Raw genomic sequence first — 17,416 nt, 5'->3', positions numbered from 1 at the left:
GGGGACACGGCCCCGCGCCTGCGCGTTCACCCCGGTTTGCGAGGATTCCCGTATGACTGCGACGCCCTCCCTCCGTACCGCCCGCACCGTACGGGTGGTGGCCCATCGAGGGGCCTCCCACCAGCACCCCGAGCACACGCTCGCCGCCTACCGCCAGGCCATCGCCGAGGGCGCCGACTCGCTGGAGTGCGATGTCCGGCTCACGCGGGACCAGCGGCTCGTCTGCGTCCACGACCGCCGCGTCGACCGCACCTCGGACGGGCGGGGCATCGTCTCCGAGATGACGTACGAGGAGCTGGCCGCGCTCGACTTCGGGGCGTGGAAGGGGGACGGGCACGCGGGCGCCCGGGTGCTGCTCTTCGAGGACCTGCTGCGGACGGCCCTGGAGGCGCCCCGGCCGGTCGGGCTCGCGGTGGAGACCAAGCACCCGACCCGCGCGGGCGGCCGGCTGGAGGCCGAGCTGGTGCGGATGCTGCGCGCTTACGGGCTGGCCGACGGGCGCAGCGGCCGGGTCGAGGTGATGAGCTTCTCCCGCACCGCGCTGACCCGGATGCACCGGCTGGCGCCGGGTCTGCCCGCGGTGTACCTGATGGAGCGCCGGCTGCGGCCGGTGCGGCCGCCGTACGCCACGCACGCGGGCCCGGGCATCGAGCTGGTCCGGCGGGATCCCGGCCTGGTGGGGCGGCTCAAGGCCAGGGGGCTGGCCGTACGGGTGTGGACGGTGGACGAGCCCGAGGACGTGGACCTGTGCGTGCGGCTCGGCGTGGACACCCTGATCACCAACCGGCCGCGGGCGGTGCGGGAGCGGCTCGAAGCCCGCTGAGCGGCCCGGACGTGGAAACACCCGGCCGGGGTGCGCCGGCCGGGCGTGGGGGGTTCGGTGGCGGGGAGCGTTACGCGAAGCGCTGGTTGGCCGAGCCGTTGCAGGTCTGCAGGCGCAGCTGTTCGTGGGCGGCGGCCACGGTCAGGCACATGCCCGGGGCGGCCGCGGGGCGGAAGGTGGCGCCGTCGCGGACGAACTGCTGGTTCGCTCCGCCGTGGCAGTCCCACAGGATCAGGCCGGTGCCGTTGGCGTAGTCGGCGCCGGGGGCGTCGAGGCAGCGGTCCTGGGTGAGCTCGGTGCGGAGCGCCTTGCGGGCGGTGTCGTACCACCAGCCCTGGTTGCGGCCGCCGTGGCAGTCCCAGCCGACCACCTTGGTGCCGTTGGCGCTGGAGCCGCCGAAGGTGTCGAGGCAGTTGCCGGTCGCCGCGTCCTTCAGGGGCTTGTACAGGTCGTCCCAGGCCCCGGCCTGGAGGACGGGCGTGCCGGTGCTCGCGGGGTCGGCGCAGGAGGCCTCGCGCAGGCCGGAGTCGTAGAGCTGGGTCAGGCAGGAGGCGAAGGCGCCGTGGCCCCGGTAGTTGGGGTGGAAGGACTGCCGGGCGGTGTTCTCGTCCCAGGGGAAGTGGTCCCCGAGGTCGAGGTAGAGGCCGCGGGCCCAGGTGTCCTCCATGCAGACCTCGTGGCCGTGGAAGAGCCGGGAGTTGTCCAGGTAGGTGGCGCCGGAGGCGAGGGCCGCCGCGCGCATGCCCTTCTCGAAGGTGGGGACCGCGTAGTTGCGGCCCCAGGCGGCGTCGGAGTCGTAGCCGGCGCAGCCTCCGGGGAGCTTGCCGGGGAAGCTCGGGTTGTCGTTGAAGTCGGGGCCGATCGGGCTCGGGTAGCCCATCACGACCAGCTTGTAGTCGGAGTCGGCGTAGCCGGCGTCACGCATGACCGTCTTGAGGTCCGCGACGGTCGCTTCGACCTTGGGCTTCAGGCCGTCGACGCGGGCCTGCCAGCCGGGACCGTACTTGGGCTCGCAGGTGCCCTGGCTGAGCACCCAGCGGGTGACGCAGTCGGTCATGACCGGGCCGAACTGCAGGTCGTCGTTGGCGCCGGCGACGAGCAGCACCATCTTGATGCGGGTGTTGCGGGCTTTGACGGCGAGGCTGTCGCTCTGCACCAGCTCGTCGGCGTACTGCTTGCTGCCGCCGATCCTGATGTTGCCGGTATAGCCTCCGGAGCAGGCGACGTTGAAGGTCAGGTCGGCCGGGATGCCGGTGCGGTGGATCGCGGAGTCGGGCGAGCGGTGGCACTGGTTGGCGGGGGTGTTGGTCGCGGGGTCGTAGTTGCCGACGCCCTCGCCCGAGATCTCGCTGTCGCCGAGCGAGATCAGGCCGGTCTTGCGTTCGGCGAGGGGGCGGATCGCGGAGTCGCCGTAGATCTTGGTGGCCTCGGCGGCCCGGATCGCCTCCAGCTCCGGCGACAGGGCCTTCGGCGCGAGCGGGGCCGCGGCGGGGGCCGCCTGGGCCATGGGGGTGATGGCGGTGACGCCCCCGAGGGCGGCCGCGACCGCCGCGACGGCGGCGAAGGTAGATCTGAGCCTGGGTTTCGTGCGTAGACGTGCCATGAACGCCTCCCCGGTATCGGTGTTACCCCCGGTATTTACTGGCCGGTAGGGGACTTGGGAACAGTTCGAACAAGACAATTGCTCAACTTTTTGAGGAGGCACCACACATGACCGACGGTCAGCAGTCCGAGAAGGCGTCCGAGGAGTTCCGGACCGAGCACGATTCCATGGGCGAGGTACGGGTCCCCGCGCACGCCAAATGGCGTGCCCAGACCCAGCGCGCGGTGGAGAACTTCCCGATCTCCGGCCAGCGCCTGGAGCACGCCCACATCTCCGCCCTGGCCCGGATCAAGGCCGCGGCCGCGGTGGTGAACGCGCGGCTCGGGGTCCTGGACGAGGACGTGGCCGAGGCCATCAGGTCGGCCGCCGAGGAGGTCGTACAGGGCCGGTGGGACGACCAGTTCCCGGTGGATGTGTTCCAGACCGGATCCGGGACCTCGTCCAACATGAACGCCAACGAGGTGATCGCCACGCTGGCCGCCGAGCGGCTCGGCCGCCCGGTGCACCCCAACGACCACGTCAACGCGTCCCAGAGCTCCAACGACGTGTTCCCGTCCTCAATCCACATCGCCGCGACCGCCGCCGTCACCGGCGTGCTGATCCCGGCCCTGGAGCACCTCGCCGAAGCGATGGAGCGCAAGTCGGCCGAGTTCGCCGTGGTGGTCAAGGCCGGGCGGACGCACCTGATGGACGCCACGCCGGTGACCCTGGGCCAGGAGTTCGGCGGGTACGCCGTCCAGATCCGCTACGGCGTCGAGCGGCTGCGCGCGGCCCTGCCCCGGCTGGCCGAACTGCCGCTGGGCGGAACGGCCGTGGGCACCGGGATCAACACCCCGCCCGGGTTCTCCGCCGCGGTGATCGCGGAGGTGGCCGCCGCCACCGGGCTCCCGCTGACCGAGGCCCGGGACCATTTCGAGGCCCAGGGGGCCAGGGACGCCCTGGTGGAGACCTCGGGAATGCTGCGGACGGTCGCCGTCTCGCTCACCAAGATCTCCAACGATCTGCGCTGGATGGCCTCCGGACCGCGCACGGGATTGGCCGAAATCAATCTCCCGGATCTCCAGCCGGGGTCCTCGATCATGCCCGGAAAGGTCAATCCGGTGATCCCGGAAGCCGTTCTCATGATCGCCGCACAGGTGATGGGGAACGACACCGCGGTCGCCGTGTCGGGCGCGGCCGGCAACTTCGAGCTCAATGTGATGCTCCCGGTCATGGCCCGGAACCTGCTCGAATCGATCCGCCTGCTGGCCAACGGAAGCCGCCTGCTGGCCGACCGCACGGTGGACGGGATCACCGCCAACTCCGAGCGGGCCAGGGAGTACGCGGAATCCTCGCCCTCCGTGGTGACCCCCCTCAACCGCTACATCGGCTACGAGGAGGCGGCCAAGGTGGCGAAGAAGGCCCTCGCGGAACGGAAGACGATCAGGGAGGTCGTCCTGGAGTCGGGATACGTCGACCGCGGCGACCTGACGCTCGAACAGTTGGACGAGGCACTGGACGTACTGCGGATGACCCGGCCCTGAAACAGCCCCCCGCCGGGGGCCGGATTCGGTCGTTTCCCGTCCCCGGGCACCTCCGTGACCTGCACCGCAGCACAGGCGCGGGCCCCAGCCCTAAGATCTGCGCATGACAGGTACCGGAGGCCGCGGGGGCGGCGTGGAGCGCGGCGACGCGCACGGCGGGACGCGGGACGCGCGCTGGGCACCCGGGGAGCAGATCCTCTGGCGCTACCGCGACCACGCCCCGGGGCTCAAGGGCCAGGTCCACATCTGCCGCCCGGTGACGGTCGTACAGGACACCGACGAGCTGCTGGCCGTGTGGATGGCCCCCGGCACCGAGTGCGTCAAGCCGGTGCTCGCCGACGGCACTCCCGTGCACGAGGAGCCCCTCGCCACCCGCTACACCGCGCCGCGCACCACCGTACGGGCGCACTGGCACGGCGCCGGGGTGCTGAAGCTGGCCCGGCCCGGGGACCCGTGGTCGGTGTGGCTGTTCTGGGAGCGGGGCTGGCGCTTCAAGAACTGGTACGTGAACCTGGAGGAGCCGCGGACCCGGTGGGCCGGCGGGGTGGACTCGGTGGACCACTTCCTGGACATCGCCGTGGCACCGGACCGGAGCTGGAAGTGGCTCGACGAGGACGAGTTCGCGCAGGCGCAGCGGATCGGGCTGATGGAACCCGAGCAGGCGCGCGCGGTGGAGGCCGCGGGGCGGGCGGCGGTGGACGTGATCAGGGAGTGGGGGGCTCCGTTCCGCGGCGGCTGGGAGAACTGGCGGCCGGATCCGGCCTGGAGAGTTCCGGTTCTTCCCGAGGACTGGGACCGCACCCCGGCGCATATGACGTCATGAGACCCTTGATGCGCCCCCGGGGTTCAAACGTAGGATCGTCCTCCGCCGGGTCGCCTGCGGCGTTGCCGTCAGGCTGTGCATCCGTAATTGTCGTGCCGTACACGGGACTTGACCGGAGATCAACCCAAGGCGAGAGGTAACGAGCGGGACGCGGAAACGCGGGGCGGTGGTGCCCCTGCCGCTGAGCGGGTATACCGCGACTGACCGAGTTGAGTGCAGCGCACATCGAGCGCAAACGGACGGAATTCCACGCGTGACGGAGTACCCCACCTCCCAGGAGGGCCCGCAGCCCGTCGCCTCCGGCGGAGGTACGGACGATGCCGGCCACGGCAAGGCCGCCGTCGCGGCCACCGAGGCCGTACGCACGCATGCGCAAGGACCGGGCGCGGAGCGCGGCGCGGCCGCGCCGGGCAGGCCCGCCGAGCTCCCCCGGCCGCGCGCCGCGGCCGCCTCCGCGCCGGATGCCGCGCCCGGCGGGGAGCCCGCCCGGGGCGGCGCACGGGCCCGGGACGGCGAGGCCGCCCGCAACGCGGCGGCCGGCGCAGCGGGGCAGGAACTGCCCTCCGAGCCCTCCCGCCCCCACGGCACGGACGGCCGTGCCGTCCACGGCACCCGCCCGGGCAGCAGGCCGGACGACACCGCCCCGGTCGCCGGAGCCGTCGCGGGCGCCGTCGCCGGGGCCGTCGGTGCCCCGGCCGGCGGCGGGCCGGTGGACGGCTCCGCCGGCGGGGCGGGCCGCCACGGAGGCGGCGGGATACCGGCTCCGGGCGGCGGGGAGGCCACCGCGGGGCGCCGGGAAGGGGACCGGCTGCGTTTCGTCGGCGCCGCCACCCGCCGCATCGCCCGCGGCATCGACCTCGACGAGATCGTGCTGGGCCTGTGCCGGGCCACCGTGCCCACCTTCTCGGACGCCATCCTCGTCTACCTGCGCGATCCGCTGCCGGTGGGGGACGAGCGTCCCGTCGGACCGGTCGTTTTAAGGCTGCGTCGCACCGACCGGCTCCGTCCGCTGGACGATCTGACCGCGGGAGATCCGGCCGGGGCCGCGGGGGCCGCCGGCGAACTCGACTTCAGTCAGCTGCTGGTCGGCCCGCAGGGTGACCTGCCCGCGGCCGAGCTGTGCGAGATCCAGCCCGGCGGCGCGCTCGCCGAGGTGCTGCGCGGGGTCCGGCCCGTCTTCGGGTCGGCTCCCGGAGCCAAGGACGCGCTGCCGGAGCTGCTGGGCGCCGACCATCCCGTCCCGCGCGGCCAGCGGGCCATCCTGGCCCCGCTGCGGGGCCGTCGGCGGGTGATCGGCGCGGCGGTGTTCCTGCGTACCCCGGACCGGCCCGCCTTCGAGACGAACGACCTGCTGGTCGCCGCCCAGCTGGCCACCCACACCGCGCTCGGCATCGACAAGGCGGTGCTGTACGGCCGCGAGGCGTACATCGCGGACGAGCTCCAGCGCACCATGCTCCCCGACAGCCTCCCCCAGCCCACCGGGGTCCGCCTCGCCTCGCGCTACCTGCCCGCCGCCGAGACGGCCCGGGTCGGCGGCGACTGGTACGACGCCATACCGCTGCCCGGCAGCCGGGTCGCGCTCGTCGTCGGCGACGTCATGGGCCACTCCATGACCTCGGCGGCGATCATGGGCCAGCTCCGGACCACGGCGCAGACCCTGGCGCAGCTGGACCTGCCTCCCGCCGAGGTGCTGCACCACCTGGACGAGCAGGCCCAGCGCCTGGGCTCCGACCGGATGGCCACCTGCCTGTACGCCGTCTACGACCCCGTCTCGCACCGGATCACCATCGCCAACGCCGGCCATCCGCCGCCGGTCCTGCTGCACCTGGGCGGCCGCGCCGAGGTGCTCCGGGTGCCGCCGGGCGCCCCGATCGGCGTGGGCGGCGTGGACTTCGAGGCGGTGGAGCTGGACGCCCCGGCCGGGGCCACCCTGCTGCTGTACACCGACGGACTGGTGGAGTCGCGGCTGCGCGACGTGTGGACCGGCATCGAGCAGCTGCGCGAGCGCCTGGCCACCACCGCCCAGCTGACCGGCCTGGACCACCCGCCGCCGCTGGAGGCCCTCTGCGACGACGTCCTGGACATGCTCGGCCCGGGCGACCGGGACGACGACATCGCCCTGCTCGCGGCCCGTTTCGACGGGATCGCGCCCAGCGACGTCGCGTACTGGTTCCTGGACCCGGAGGAGACCGCCCCGGGGCGGGCCCGCCGGTTCGCCCGCCGCGCCCTGACCCGGTGGGGCCTGGAGGAGCTGAGCGACTCCCTGGAGCTGCTGGTCAGCGAGGTGGTCACCAATGCCGTGCGGTACGCCGAGCGGCCCGTGACCCTGCGCCTGCTGCGTACGGACGTGCTGCGCTGCGAGGTCGGGGACGACTCCCCGCAGCTGCCGCGCCAGCGCCGGGCCCGGGACACCGACGAGGGCGGCCGCGGGCTGTTCCTGGTCAACCGGCTGGCCCGCCGCTGGGGCGCCACCCGGCTGAGCAGTGGAAAGGTGGTCTGGTTCGAGCTCCCGTTGCCGGGGGCGCATGATCGGCGTTGACTGGGCAAAAGAGAGCGAAGCGACCCAACCGAACCCTAGGGGAGGACGCTCGTGACCCAGGACGCGCAGAAGATTCCGTACACGACCAACAACGTCGGCATTCCGGTGGAGAGCGACGAGCACTCGCTCACCGTCAGCCCCGACGGCCCGATCCTCCTGCAGGACCATTATCTGATCGAGAAGATGGCCCAGTTCAACCGGGAGCGGGTGCCCGAGCGGGTGGTCCACGCCAAGGGCTCGGGCGCGTACGGCGTCTTCCAGGTGACCAACGACGTCAGCCAGTTCACCAAGGCCGACGTCTTCCAGCCGGGCCGCAGGACCGAGATGCTGGCCCGCTTCTCGACCGTCGCGGGCGAGCAGGGCTCCCCCGACACCTGGCGCGACCCGCGCGGTTTCGCCCTGAAGTTCTACACCGAGCACGGCAACTACGACCTGGTCGGCAACAACACCCCGGTCTTCTTCGTCCGCGACCCGATGAAGTTCCAGGACTTCATCCGCTCCCAGAAGCGGCGGCCCGACAACGGGCTGCGCGACCACGACATGCAGTGGGACTTCTGGACGCTGTCCCCGGAGTCCGCGCACCAGGTGACCTGGCTGATGGGCGACCGGGGCATCCCGAAGTCGTACCGGCACATGAACGGCTACGGCTCGCACACGTACCTGTGGGTCAACGGCGGCGGCGAGAAGTTCTGGGTGAAGTACCACTTCAAGACCGACCAGGGCATCGAGTTCCTGACGCAGGCGGACGCCGACCGGATCGCGGGCGAGGACCCCGACTTCCACCGGCGCGACCTGTTCGACTCGATCGCGGACGGTGAGCCGCCGAGCTGGACGCTGAAGGTGCAGATCATGCCCTTCGAGGACGCGCCGGACTACCGGTTCAACCCCTTCGACCTGACCAAGGTGTGGCCGCACGGCGACTACCCGCTGATCGAGGTCGGCCGGATGACCCTGGACAGGAATCCGGACGACTACTTCATCCACATCGAGCAGGCCGCCTTCGAGCCCTCGAACCTGGTGCCGGGCATCGGCCCGTCGCCGGACAAGATGCTGCTGGGCCGGCTGTTCTCGTACCCGGACACGCACCGCTACCGGATCGGGGCGAACTACACCCAGCTGCCGCCGAACCGGGCCCGCTCGCTGGTGTCCTCGTACGCGAAGGACGGGGCGATGCGCTTCGAGGCCTCCGCGGCGGCCCGCCCGTACGCGCCCAACTCGTACGGCGGCCCCGCCGCCGACACCGCCCGCTTCGGCGAGCCGGCCGGCTGGGCGACGGCGGGCGAGATGGTCCACCAGGCGTACACCCTGCGCAGCGAGGACGACGACTGGGGCCAGCCGGGCACGATGGTCCGGGAGGTGCTGGACGACGCGGCCCGCGACCGCCTGGTCTCGAACGTCGCCGGGCATCTGGCGGACGGGGTCAGCGGCCCGGTCCTGGAGCGCGCCTTCCAGTACTGGCGCAACATCGACAAGGACGTCGGCGACCGGATCGCTGCGGCGTTCCAGGGCGGCTGAGAAGGCCCCCGACGTAAAGGACCGCCCCGCGGCGTGCTCGCCGCGGGGCGGTCCTTTACGTGGCCCGTGCGGGGCCGGTTCCTACGGCTGCTGCTGCTGTTGCTGCGGCGGGTTCGGCCTCGGGAGGATGAACGACTTCGTCGGGTCCGGGGTCTTCGTCGGGCCCGACGGGCCGCCAGAGGTGTCCGGCGGCTTCGGCGAGCTCTTCGTCGGATCCGGCTTGTGCGAGCTGCCGGTCGGGTCCGGGGAGACCGGCGTCCGGCTGGGGGAGGCCGGCGCGCTGGAGGACTTGCTCGGGGTGGAGGACGGCGAGCTGCTGCGGCTCGGAGCCTGGGTCGGGCCCATCTCCGCGTCCGAGACGTCGAACTCGCCCGTCTTCACGCCCTTGAGCGCGGCCAGCGTGTACGCCTTCCAGATCTGCGCGGGGAAGCTGGAGCCGCCCGCGCGGCCACCGCCGGCGGTGCCGGTCAGGGTGACCTGGCTGTGGCTGCCGGGTTCCTCGCCGAACATCGCGACGACGGTGACGAGCTCCGGGGTGTACCCGGTGAACCAGGCGGCGACGTTGGACTCGGTGGTGCCGGTCTTGCCGGCCGCCTCGTAGGCGGAGCTCTTCACGGCCTGGCCCGAGCCGTCCTCGACCACGCCGGTGAGCACCTTGGTGACGGTGTCGGCGGTCGTGCGGCTGAGGACCTGGCTGCCGATGGGGCTGGCCGGCTTGAAGTCGGAGTCCTTGTGCTCGGCCGACTTGACGATCGACGGCGTGATCTTCTTGCCGTGGTTGCCGAGGGTCGCGTAGACCCCGGCCATCTCCACGGTGTTGGCGCTCATGGTGCCGAGCGACATGGCCGGCTTGTCCTCGGGCCAGCCCTCGCGGTCGACCATGCCGAGGGCCAGGGCCTGCTTCTTCACGGCGGCCGGCTTGGTGTCCACGATCATCTGGGCGTAGACCGAGTTCACGGAGGCGTTGGTGGCCTCCTGGACCGTGATCATCGGGTTGCCCGGCTCGCCGTACGTCCTGTCGTCCTGGTTCTGCGGGGCGAAGGGGATGTCACTGCCGACCACGGGCCGCCGGCTGGTGCCGTCGTAGAGGCTGTTCGGCGTGATCTTCTTGCCGTCCCGGGTCGACGCCCCGGTCTCCAGCGCGGTGGCCAGCACGATCGGCTTGAAGGTCGAGCCGGGCTGGTAGTCGGTGCGCAGGGCGTTGCTCTGGTACTTCTCGCTCAGGCTCGTGCCGCCGTACATCGCCACGATCGCGCCGGTCTTGGCGTCCACCGAGGTGGCTCCGGCCTGGACGCTCTGGTCCTGGGGCCGGTTCTTGGTGTCCTTGCGGTCGAGCTTGGACTCCAGCTCGTCGTTGACCGCCTTCTCCAGCGCTTCCTGCTTCTTCTTGTCGATGTTCAGCCGGATCGTCCAGCCGCCCGCCGTGATGTCGGCGTCGCTGATGCCCTGCTTGTTCAGCTCCTTCTTCGCGGCCTCGACGAAGTAGCCCTTCTGGCCGTCCAGGCCCGGGGCGGGCTTGGGCTTGATGGGCTCCTGGAACTTGATCTCCTTGCGCTTGGCCGCGTCGAGCTCGCCCATCTCGACCATGTTGTCGAGGACGGCGTTGAAGCGGATCATGACCAGCCGCTTGCCGTTGGGGCCCGCGGTCGCCCAGTCGTACTGGCTGGGGGCCTGGATGACGGCCGCGAGGTACGCGGCCTGCTCCAGGGTCAGCTTGTCGACGTCGACGCCGTAGTAGGCCTGGGCGGCGGCCTGGATGCCGTACGCGCTGCGGCCGTAGAAGTTGGTGTTCAGGTAGCCGGCGAGGATCTCGTCCTTCTTCATGCTGCGGTCGACCTTGAGGGAGATGATCAGCTCCCGGGCCTTGCGCGTCGCCGACTGGTCCTGGGTCAGGTAGTAGTTCTTGACGTACTGCTGGGTGATCGTCGAACCACCGGCCTTGCCCTTGCCGGTCACCGTGTTGAACAGGCCGCGGGCCACGCCCATCAGGTCGATGCCGCTGTCCTTGTAGAAGGACTTGTTCTCGATCGCGATGAACGCGGTGCGCACCTGGGGCGGGATCTTGTCGATCGCGACGATCTCGCGGTTCGTCTGGCCCTGACGCGCCATGATCGAGCCGTCGGAGTACTCGAAGGTGTTGCTCTGGAGTACCGCGTCCTTGTTGGGGTCGGTGGGCGGGTCGACCAGGTAGTAGAGGACGGCCAGTGCGGCCATCCCGAGCAGGATCATCCCGAAGAAGGCTCCGAGGATCTTCTTCCAGGTGAAGAAGCGTCGTATGCCGGACGGTTTGCCGCCCGGCTTGCCGCCCGGCTTTCCCGCGCGCCCGTTGGAGCGCCCGCTCGGCGCTTTCCGCGCACCGCGCTGCTGCTGCGCCCGTCGCGCTTCTGCTCGGCCCATCGCTCCCGCTCCGCTCGATTACCCCCCCGACGTCAGCTCAGAAAACTAACACCGCAGGCTGTGACAAAGGTCGACTAATCCTGATCAATACCGGTCAATTCGGACGTGAGAATCAGCACCCACACCATTGGAACCGACGCCCATAAGACCGGAAGGGTTGCGGTGTACGCAAAAAGTGATATCACTTTGCTAGGCGTTCCGGTCGATCGGCACCGGACACTCCATGGCAAACGGGGGCAGAACATGAGCAGCGCATCAGCGGTACGCGGCACGGCCGGCGCGTCGGGGGAACCGGCGGTCCCGGTACGGGAGTTCGCGGCGCACAGCGTCGGCGGCGGGCTGGCCCTGCTGCTCGGGCTGGTGGGAGTGCTCGCCGGAGCGGGCCTGGTCGTGGTGGGCGCACTGGCCGCGGCCGTGGCGGTGAAGGCCTCGCTGATCACGCTCGGGGTGGTGCTGTTCATCGCCTCGATCTTCGCAATGAGCGGGCTGAACACGGTGGCCCCCGGCCAGGCCCGGGTGGTCCAGCTCTTCGGCCGCTACCGCGGGACCATCCGCACCGACGGGCTGCGCTGGGTGAACCCGCTGACCTCCCGCGAGCGGATCTCCACCCGGGTCCGCAACCACGAGACCGCCGTCCTGAAGGTCAACGACGCGTACGGCAACCCGATCGAGCTGGCGGCGGTCGTGGTCTGGCGGGTGGAGGACACGGCCCGCGCGGTCTTCGAGGTCGAGGACTTCACCGAGTTCGTCGAGACGCAGACCGAGGCGGCGGTCCGGCACATCGCCATCGAGTACCCCTACGACTCCCACGATGAGGGCGGGCTGTCGCTGCGCGGCAACGCCGAGGAGATCACCGAGAAGCTGGCGGTCGAGCTGGCGACCCGGGTCGAGGCGGCCGGCGTGCACATCATCGAGTCCCGCTTCACGCATCTCGCGTACGCTCCGGAGATCGCCTCCGCGATGCTCCAGCGCCAGCAGGCGGGTGCTGTCGTGGCGGCCCGCAAGCAGATCGTCGAGGGCGCGGTCGGCATGGTGGAACTCGCCCTGACCCGCCTGGCGGAGGAGGAGATCGTGGACCTGGACCCGGAGCGGAAGGCCTCCATGGTCTCGAACCTGATGGTGGTGCTCTGCGGCGACCGGGCGGCCCAGCCCGTCATCAACACGGGCACCCTCTACCAGTGAGCCCCGCCCGCGGTACTCAGCCCGGCTCCGGGCCCGGCCCGGAGCCGGGGAGCCGGGGAGGCGCCGCCCAGCCCGCCCAGCCCGCCCGGGAGCCCGAGCGGGCCGCACGGGCCGCCCGGCAGGCGCGCAAGCAGGTGCTGCTGCGGCTGGACCCGCAGGTGTACGACGCCCTCGCGCGCTGGGCCGGCGAGGAGCTGCGCAGCGCGAACGCGCAGATCGAGTTCCTGCTCCGGCGGGCCCTGGCCGAGTCCGGCCGGCTGCCGGGCGGGGCCGCGCCGATCCCGCCGCGCGGCCGTCCCCGTACCTCCTCGGATTCCTGAGACGGATCCCGAGGACCGGGGCCGCCGTGGCCGCGGGGCTGCCGGGGCCGCCGGGGCCGCCGAAGACCTCTGCACAGGGTGTATACACCGCGCGTATACACCCTGTGTATAGTCCTTGACATGTCCATCGGTCACACCCTTCTGGGCCTCCTAGAGGCCGGCCCGCGGCACGGCTACGACCTCAAGCGCGCCTTCGACGAGAAGTTCGGCCACGACCGCCCCCTCGCCTACGGGCAGGTCTACTCGACCATGTCCCGCCTCCTGAAGAACGGCCTCGTGGAGGTCGAGGGCATCGAGAGCGGCGACGGTCCCGACCGCAAGCGGTACGCCATCACCGACGCCGGGATCACCGACGTCGAGGCCTGGCTCGCACAGCCCGAGAAGCCCGAGCCGTACCTCCAGTCCACCCTCTACACCAAGGTCGTGCTGGCCCTGCTCACGGGCCGCGACGCCGGGGAGCTGCTGGACGGCCAGCGCTCCGAGCACCTGCGCCTCATGCGCGCCCTGACCACCCGCAAGCGCAAGGGTGACCTCGCCGACCAGCTGGTGTGCGACCACGCCCTGTTCCACCTCGAAGCGGACCTGCGCTGGCTCGAACTCACGGCCGCCCGCCTCGACCAGCTCGGTCAGGAGATATGCCGATGAGGATCCCGCCCGGATCCCTGCTCGCCGCCGGCGAACTCCGCAAGACGTACGGAACCACCCTGGCCCTCGACGACGCCGGGTTCTCCATCCACCCCGGCGAGATCGTGGCCGTCATGGGGCCTTCCGGGTCGGGCAAGTCCACCCTGCTCCACTGCCTCGCCGGGATCGTCCGGCCGGACTCCGGCACCATCACGTACGCCGGCCGCGAGATCACCGGCATGAGCGACGCCCGGCGCAGCGCCCTGCGCCGCAGCGAGTTCGGCTTCGTCTTCCAGTTCGGCCAGCTCGTACCGGAGCTGACCTGCCTGGAGAACGTCGCCCTCCCGCTGCGCCTGAACGGCGTCAGGCGCAAGGAGGCCGAGGCCGCCGCCCTGCGCTGGATGACCCAGCTGGAGGTGGACCACATCGCCGCCCAGCGGCCCGGCGAGGTCTCCGGCGGCCAGGGCCAGCGCACCGCCGTCGCCCGCGCCCTGGTCACCGGACCCCGCGTGGTCTTCGCCGACGAGCCCACCGGCGCCCTCGACTCCCTCAACGGCGAGCTGGTGATGAAGCTGCTCAGCGAGGCCGCGCGCGCGGCCAACGCCGCCGTCGTCCTGGTCACGCACGAGACCCGGGTCGCCGCCTACTCCGACCGCGAGATCGTCGTACGGGACGGCAAGACCCGCGACATGGAGCACGTCATATGAGCCGGAGCGCGCCCCGGGTGTGGGTCCGGGACCTGGCCATGGGCGTCCGCTTCGCCTTCGGCGGCGGCCGGGAGGCCTGGATCCGCACCCTGTTCACGGGAGTCGGCGTCGGCCTCGGAGTGGCCCTGCTGCTGGTCACCACGGCCCTGCCGAGCGCGCTGACCGCCCGCCAGGAGCGCGGCGAAGCACGCCAGGGCGTGAGCGCGCCCGGCAAGACGGCCGGCCGCGACACCGTGCTCCTCACGACGGCCAGGCAGGACTACCAGGGGAAGGAGATCGGCGGCGTCGTCATCAGGCCCGAGGGCCCCGACGCGCCGCTGCCGCCGGGCTTGGAGAACTTCCCCGGCCCCGGCGAACTGGCCGTCTCCCCCGCCCTCGACGCCCTGCTGAAGTCCGGGGAGGGCCGGCTGCTGCGAGAGCGCCTGTCCGGCCCCGTCACCGAACTGATCGGCGACGCCGGCCTCGTCGGCCCGGGCGAACTGCTCTTCTACCTCGGCGACGACCGGCTCCGGAAGTCCGCGGACCAGCTGGACGGCGTACAGCGCGCCAACGCCTTCGGCTCCGACGCCCGGCCCGAGGAACTCGACCCGGTGCTGGCCCTGCTGGTCGTCCTCACCTTCGTGGCCCTGCTCATGCCCGTGGGCGTGTTCATCGCCGCGGCGGTCCGCTTCGGCGGCGACCGCCGCGACCGCCGGCTCGCCGCACTGCGCCTGGTCGGCGCCGATGCCCGGATGGTCCGCCGGATCGCGGCCGGCGAGGCACTGGCCGGCGCCCTCGTCGGGCTCGCGCTGGGCACCTGCTTCTTCCTCGTCTCCCGCCGTCTCGTCGGCAGCGTCGCCCTCTCCGACCGCAGCGTCTTCCCCGGCGACCTCGACCCCACCTGGTGGCTCGCGGCGCTCGTCGCACTCGCCGTGCTCACGGCCGCCGTGGCCGTCACCCTGGTCACCCTGCGCGGGGTGGTCATCGAGCCGCTGGGCATCGTACGGACGGCCGAGCCCGTCAGACGGCGCGTCTGGTGGCGGCTGCTGCTGCCCCTCGGCGGGATCGGCCTGCTCGCGCCGATGATCGGCCGCGAGGACGTGCTGGGCGAGCGCGGCGGCAGCTTCGACCAGGCGCAGGTCAGCGGCGGAGTCGTCCTGCTGCTCGTCGGCGTCACCGCCCTGCTGCCCTGGCTGCTGGAGCGCGTGGTCGGCCGGATCTCCGGCGGCCCGGTCTCCTGGCAGCTGGCCGTCCGCCGCCTCCAGCTCGGCAGCGGCGCGGCCGCGCGGCTGGTCAACGGCATCGCGGTCGCGGTCGCCGGGGCCATCGCCCTGCAACTGCTCTTCGCGGCCAGTGAGGCGGGCTACACCGCGGACACCGGCCAGGACCCCGGCCGGGCCACCATGTCGGTGCACCCCCGGCGATCCGGCACCGGGGCGCTCCAGGACCTGGGCACGCAGCTGGCCAAGGCCAGGGGCGTCACCGCCACCACCGCGCTGACCAACCTCACCGCCGCCCCCTCGGTGCCCGCGCAGGACAACGTCATCCGCGTCACCGTGGGGACCTGTGAGGCCCTGCGCGAAGTCGCCGTGCTGGAATCCTGCGCGGAGGGCGACGCCTTCGCGCTCACGGGCATCACCCCGGACGGGTACGCGGGAGAGCAGCCCGAGGTCACCGCCAGACCCGGGCAGAAGCTCTTCGCCGGCGGGGTGATGGGCTACGAGTTCGACCCCGCCCCCGTGGAGTGGACCTTCCCCGCGGGCTCCCGGACCGTGCCCAGCCGCGTGGACCCCAAGGGCGAGGTGCGCACGGGGGTGCTGGTCACCCCGTCCGCCGCTCCGCAGAACCTGGGCGGCGCCGGGTGGGAGACCGTCCTGGTGCAGCTCGACCCCTCGGTGCCGGAAGCCGTCGAGGCCGTCCGGACCGTGGCCTTCAGGTGGGACCCCACCTCCAACGCGGCCGTGCTGACGGCCACGCGGCTGGCCCCCCAGTACGGCGCGATCCGGGCCGGGCTGTTCATCGGCGCGGCGCTGGTGCTCGTACTGATCGGGATCAGCCTGCTGGTCGCGCAGCTGGAGCAGCTGCGCGAGCGCGCCAGGCTGCTGTCCGCCCTGGTCGCCTGCGGCACCCGGCGCTCCACGCTGTGCCTGTCGGTGCTGTGGCAGACGGCGTTGCCGGTCGCGCTGGCCATGGCCCTGGCGGTCGTGATGGGCCTGGCCCTCGGCCTGGTGCTGCTGCGGATGGCGAGCATGCCGCTCCGCGTGGACTGGGGCCCGGTGCTGGCGATGTCGGGCGTCGGGGCGGGCGTGGTCGTCCTGGTGACCCTGCTCAGCCTGCCGCCGCTGCTGCGCATGATGCGCCCGGAAGGCCTGCGTACGGAGTGACTCCCGCGCCGCCGCAAGACGTACGCCCGTTACCGGAGACGGCCTAGTCGGTGGGCCATACCGGGAGCGGGCGTACGGCTTCGCGCAGCGAGGCCGCGATCGCCCGGAACTCCTCCTGGCGGGCGGTGCCCGTGCGCATGGCCAGGGCGATCCGCCGGGAGGGCGCGGGCTCGGCGAAGTACCCGGTGGCCAGGTACTCGTTGCGGGTGGTCTCCAGCCGCAGCGCGGTGCGCGGCAACAGGGTCACCCCCAGTCCCCCCGCGACCAGTTGTACGAGCGTGGACAGTCCGGCGGCGGTCGTGGTGACGTCCGCCCCGGCCGTGCGCCCCGCCTCCCGGCAGATGTCCAGGGCCTGGTCCCGCAGGCAGTGGCCTTCGTCGAGCAACAGCAGCTGGAGTCCGCGCAGTTCCTCGCGCGGGATGTCCTTGCGGCCGGCCAGCGGGTGTTCGCGAGGCGCCAGGAGGACGAAGTCCTCGTCGAAGAGCGGCAGTTCACAGACCCCGGGCATGCCCAGCGGGACCGCGAGCAGCAGCAGGTCGAGCCGGCCGCCGGCCAGCCCCTCCAGGAGCGAGGCCGTCTGCTCCTCGTGCACCTGGAGGTCCATCCGGGGGTAGCGCCGGTGGAACAGCCCGAGGACGGTCGGCAGCAGGTACGGGGCCACCGTGGGGATCACGCCGAGCCGCAGGACCCCGGTGAAGGGGGCCCGCACCGCCTCGGCCTCCTCCAGCAGGCCGCCCATGGCGTCGAGCACGGCCCGCGCCCGCACGGCGATCCGCTCGCCCGCCGGGGAGAGCAGCACCTTGCGGGTGGTGCGCTCCAGCAGCTGCACACCCAGGGCCTCCTCCAGCGCGGAGACGGCCCCCGACAGCGCCGGCTGGCTCATGCCGATCGCCGCGGCGGCGTCCCGGAAGTGCAGGTGCTCCGCGACGGCCGCGAAGGCGCGCAGCTGCGCGAGCGTCGCCTGCTTGAGTCCTCTATTACCGACAGCCACTGATAG

At 72.2% G+C, this 17,416-nt stretch carries 13 protein-coding genes; 10 read left to right on the top strand and 3 right to left on the bottom strand.

Annotated elements, in window-relative coordinates; translation table 11 throughout:
- Positions 1-52 precede the first annotated feature (52 nt).
- Positions 53-823 carry a glycerophosphodiester phosphodiesterase gene (locus ACZ4TG_RS26270; protein WP_468166960.1) on the top strand — a complete coding sequence of 257 codons (771 nt, stop codon included), beginning with the start codon at positions 53-55 and terminating at the stop codon, positions 821-823.
- Between the two features lie 70 nt (positions 824-893).
- On the opposite strand, the gene ACZ4TG_RS26265 is transcribed toward ACZ4TG_RS26270, so the two are convergent.
- Positions 894-2,426: a ricin-type beta-trefoil lectin domain protein gene (locus ACZ4TG_RS26265; RefSeq protein WP_468166958.1), complete on the bottom strand. Its 1,533-nt coding sequence runs from the start codon at positions 2,424-2,426 to the stop codon at positions 894-896.
- A gap of 107 nt (positions 2,427-2,533) precedes the next feature.
- On the opposite strand from ACZ4TG_RS26265, the gene ACZ4TG_RS26260 reads away from it, so the two are divergent.
- The 4 genes from ACZ4TG_RS26260 to ACZ4TG_RS26245 all read left to right on the top strand — a co-directional run bounded on the left by ACZ4TG_RS26260 (position 2,534) and on the right by ACZ4TG_RS26245 (position 8,826).
- A complete protein-coding gene (locus ACZ4TG_RS26260) occupies positions 2,534-3,949 on the top strand; it encodes a class II fumarate hydratase (RefSeq protein ID WP_468166956.1) in 1,416 nt (471 codons plus the stop codon).
- 103 nt (positions 3,950-4,052) lie between these two features.
- The gene (fomD, locus tag ACZ4TG_RS26255) at positions 4,053-4,772 is read left to right on the top strand and encodes a cytidylyl-2-hydroxypropylphosphonate hydrolase (RefSeq protein ID WP_468166954.1); all 720 of its coding nucleotides are present in this window, start codon (positions 4,053-4,055) and stop codon (positions 4,770-4,772) included.
- Positions 4,773-5,025: 253 nt separating this feature from the next.
- Entirely contained in the window at positions 5,026-7,311 is a 2,286-nt protein-coding gene (locus ACZ4TG_RS26250; protein WP_468166952.1) for a SpoIIE family protein phosphatase, read from the top strand.
- Positions 7,312-7,362: 51 nt separating this feature from the next.
- Positions 7,363-8,826 carry a catalase gene (locus ACZ4TG_RS26245; protein ID WP_468166950.1) on the top strand — a complete coding sequence of 488 codons (1,464 nt, stop codon included), beginning with the start codon at positions 7,363-7,365 and terminating at the stop codon, positions 8,824-8,826.
- An 81-nt stretch (positions 8,827-8,907) separates the two neighbouring features.
- Here ACZ4TG_RS26245 and ACZ4TG_RS26240 read toward each other — a convergent pair whose 3' ends face one another.
- The gene (locus tag ACZ4TG_RS26240; protein WP_468166948.1) at positions 8,908-11,223 is read right to left on the bottom strand and encodes a transglycosylase domain-containing protein; all 2,316 of its coding nucleotides are present in this window, start codon (positions 11,221-11,223) and stop codon (positions 8,908-8,910) included.
- 243 nt (positions 11,224-11,466) lie between these two features.
- Between ACZ4TG_RS26240 and ACZ4TG_RS26235 the strand changes: the two genes are divergently transcribed.
- The 5 genes from ACZ4TG_RS26235 to ACZ4TG_RS26215 all read left to right on the top strand — a co-directional run bounded on the left by ACZ4TG_RS26235 (position 11,467) and on the right by ACZ4TG_RS26215 (position 16,419).
- Positions 11,467-12,405, top strand: coding sequence for an SPFH domain-containing protein (locus ACZ4TG_RS26235; RefSeq protein ID WP_468166946.1), 939 nt, complete (start codon positions 11,467-11,469; stop codon positions 12,403-12,405).
- A gap of 134 nt (positions 12,406-12,539) precedes the next feature.
- The gene (locus tag ACZ4TG_RS26230) at positions 12,540-12,725 is read left to right on the top strand and encodes a type II toxin-antitoxin system antitoxin (protein ID WP_468167295.1); all 186 of its coding nucleotides are present in this window, start codon (positions 12,540-12,542) and stop codon (positions 12,723-12,725) included.
- Positions 12,726-12,845: 120 nt separating this feature from the next.
- Positions 12,846-13,370: a PadR family transcriptional regulator gene (locus ACZ4TG_RS26225; protein ID WP_468166944.1), complete on the top strand. Its 525-nt coding sequence runs from the start codon at positions 12,846-12,848 to the stop codon at positions 13,368-13,370.
- A complete protein-coding gene (locus tag ACZ4TG_RS26220) occupies positions 13,367-14,056 on the top strand; it encodes an ABC transporter ATP-binding protein (protein WP_468166942.1) in 690 nt (229 codons plus the stop codon). The genes ACZ4TG_RS26225 and ACZ4TG_RS26220 overlap by 4 nt, the downstream gene beginning before the upstream one ends.
- Positions 14,053-16,419 carry an ABC transporter permease gene (locus tag ACZ4TG_RS26215; protein ID WP_468166940.1) on the top strand — a complete coding sequence of 789 codons (2,367 nt, stop codon included), beginning with the start codon at positions 14,053-14,055 and terminating at the stop codon, positions 16,417-16,419. Before ACZ4TG_RS26220 ends, ACZ4TG_RS26215 begins: the two co-directional genes overlap by 4 nt.
- Before the next feature lie 43 nt (positions 16,420-16,462).
- On the opposite strand, the gene ACZ4TG_RS26210 is transcribed toward ACZ4TG_RS26215, so the two are convergent.
- On the bottom strand, positions 16,463-17,410 hold the full coding sequence (locus tag ACZ4TG_RS26210) for a hydrogen peroxide-inducible genes activator (protein WP_468166938.1): 948 nt from the start codon (positions 17,408-17,410) through the stop codon (positions 16,463-16,465).
- Positions 17,411-17,416: the final 6 nt, after the last annotated feature.

It is taken from the genome of Streptomyces sp. NPDC028314 (genome assembly GCF_055565795.1).
Note: the sequence above shows the minus strand (reverse complement) of the source record. Positions and strands in the feature narration are given on the sequence as shown.